Genomic DNA, 2,380 nt, shown 5'->3' on the forward strand with positions numbered 1-2,380 from the left:
GTCGAGCAGCCGTCGCGAGGCACCGAAGCGCAGGAGGCCGAGATTGTCGGCTGCCAGGCCGATCAGCGCGTCGGCCAAGGCCGCACGCGGCCAGCGATTCGAGTCGCCGGTCATAGAAACTGCAGCACCGGCGGCTCGTCCGTCCAATGTCGTCGCGGCCGCGTGTCGGCCTGCTTGTCGATACAGTGACGCCGCGGTACTCCAACACAGCGAACGCAGGTCGTCCGGACAGTCGGGTCGTGCCTGGATGCGGTGCAGGCGGGTGAGGGCGTCGGCGACATCGCCCTGTCCCCCGGCATGTACGGCATCGCGCCAGTTCTCGTATCCGTCATCGGAGCCCCGTCCGCGCAGTTCAGATGTGATGTTTCCCCCTGGAAAAGTGTTCTGGCTCACCACGTTCAATTTGGGTTTGCATGAATTTAACGAACGGTCACAAACGTTAATTCCAACGCCACATCACCAGCAGATTATCCGTAGGTTTCGTATGGGTAAATCAAACACAATCGCCCACACACGGTGCAACATCACCCTGCGACCGCTCCGAATCGTTCTCAGAACCACTATTCGCAGGTCACAGTGCCTGTCCGCGTAGGTATCACGGGTGGCGTTTCCGGTACCGGAACGATGTGGTATCGCGGTCCGCTTACCTAACCAGCCGTTAACAAACACGAGATTTTTACCCTGGTTAGCAGGGGTTTTGGCGGTATTGACTGCGTTTCTCAGGCCCGCTTAATGTGTGCCTTGCGTTAGGAAATTGACGACCGACCTAGGAGTAGCTGCCATGCCCCAGCCCAATCATCTCCCCGGCCCGAACGCAGATATCTGGGACTGGCAGATGCAGGGTCTCTGTCGCGGTGTCGACTCGGCGATGTTCTTCCATCCCGACGGCGAGCGTGGCCGGGCCCGTGCGCAGCGTGAGCGGCGCGCCAAGGAGATGTGCCACCAATGCCCTGTCATCGCGCAGTGCCGCGAGCACGCATTGGCGGTCGCCGAGCCCTACGGCATCTGGGGTGGACTGTCGGAATCCGAACGCAGCATCCTCATGAAGCGTGGCGTCGGCCGCCGGATCGCCAGCTGACCCGCTGAACACAGACGGATCGGGGGGCTCCCGCTCTTCTCGAGCGGGAGCCCCCGATTGTCGTTCCAGCGGGAACCGTCAGTGGGCGTGCCCGTGCCCGGCGTGGGCTCCGGCGTCGGCCGGCTGATCGGTGACAGCGGTTTCGGTGGTCAGCACCATCCGCGCCACCGACGCGGCGTTGACCACCGCGGACCGGGTGACCTTGACCGGATCGATGATGCCCTCGGCGACGAGATCGCCGTAGGTCAGCGTCGCAGCGTTGAAGCCCTGCCCCTTGTCGGCGGCGGCGACCTTCTCGACCACCACGGCGCCGTCGAGACCAGCGTTGGCGGCGATCCAGAACAGCGGCGCCCGTGCGGCGTCGCGAACAACGCGCACACCGAGGGCCTCTTCGTCGGGCAACTCGGCCGCGAGGGCGTCGAGCCCGGCCGCGGCCTGCACGATCGCCGAACCGCCACCGGGAATGATGCCTTCCTCGACCGCGGCCTTGGCCGCTGCGACCGCATCTTCGACGCGGTGCTTGCGCTCCTTGAGCGCGGTCTCGGTGGCTGCACCGACGCGGATCACCGCGACGCCGCCCGCAAGCTTGGCGAGGCGCTCTGCGAGCTTCTCCCGATCCCAGTCGGAATCGCTCTGCTCGACCTCACGTCGCAGCTGCGCAGCACGATCGGCGATGGCCTCCTTGGTGCCGGCACCCTCGATGATGGTGGTGGCGTCCTTGGTGACCACGACGCGACGGGCCGAGCCCAACACCTCGAGTCCCACCGTCGACAGGCTCAGGCCCACGTCGGAGGTCACCACGGTCGCACCGGTGACCACGGCGAGGTCTTCCAGGAACGCCTTACGGCGGTCACCGAAGAACGGCGCCTTGACCGCAACGGCACGAATGGTCTTGCGGATCGAGTTGACCACGAGCGTCGACAGCGGCTCGCCCTCGACGTCCTCGGCGACGATCAGCAGCGACTTCCCGGCCTCGACGACCTTCTCCAACAGCGGCAGGAAGTCGGGCAGCGAGCTGATCTTGTCGCGGTACAGCAGGATCAGGGTGTCCTCGAGGACCGCTTCCTGGCTGTCGGGGTCGGTGACGAAGTACGGCGACAGGAAGCCCTTGTCGAACTGCACGCCCTCGGTGATCTCGAGATCGGTCTGCAGTCCCGAGCCTTCCTCGACGGTGACCACACCGTCGGTTCCGACGACGGTCATCGCCTTGCCGACCATCTCGCCGACCTCTTCGTCACGTGACGACACGGTCGCGACCTGACCGATGGCCTTCTCGCCGTCGACCGGGGTGGCGGCGGCCAG

At 65.3% G+C, this 2,380-nt stretch carries 2 protein-coding genes and 1 pseudogene; 1 reads left to right on the forward strand and 2 read right to left on the reverse strand.

The annotated features are described in order from the left end of the window. Positions 1-393, reverse strand: a pseudogene (locus ABZW74_RS24455) (hypothetical protein); the annotation flags it as partial. Positions 394-781: 388 nt separating this feature from the next. On the opposite strand from ABZW74_RS24455, the gene ABZW74_RS24460 reads away from it, so the two are divergent. Continuing rightward, on the forward strand, positions 782-1,078 hold the full coding sequence (locus ABZW74_RS24460; protein WP_240856660.1) for a WhiB family transcriptional regulator: 297 nt from the start codon (positions 782-784) through the stop codon (positions 1,076-1,078). Positions 1,079-1,156: 78 nt separating this feature from the next. On the opposite strand, the gene groEL is transcribed toward ABZW74_RS24460, so the two are convergent. Further along, a partial coding sequence (groEL, locus tag ABZW74_RS24465; RefSeq protein WP_355280099.1) for a chaperonin GroEL occupies positions 1,157-2,380 on the reverse strand: 1,224 nt, incomplete at its 5' end.

Source organism: Gordonia sp. NPDC003585, assembly GCF_040610755.1.
Taxonomy (GTDB): Bacteria; Actinomycetota; Actinomycetes; order Mycobacteriales; family Mycobacteriaceae; genus Gordonia.

Coding starts and splice junctions, on each gene's coding strand:
- ABZW74_RS24460 (WP_240856660.1), top strand. CDS start 782: ATGCCCCAGCCCAATCATCTCCCCGGCCCGAACGCAGATATCTGGGAC.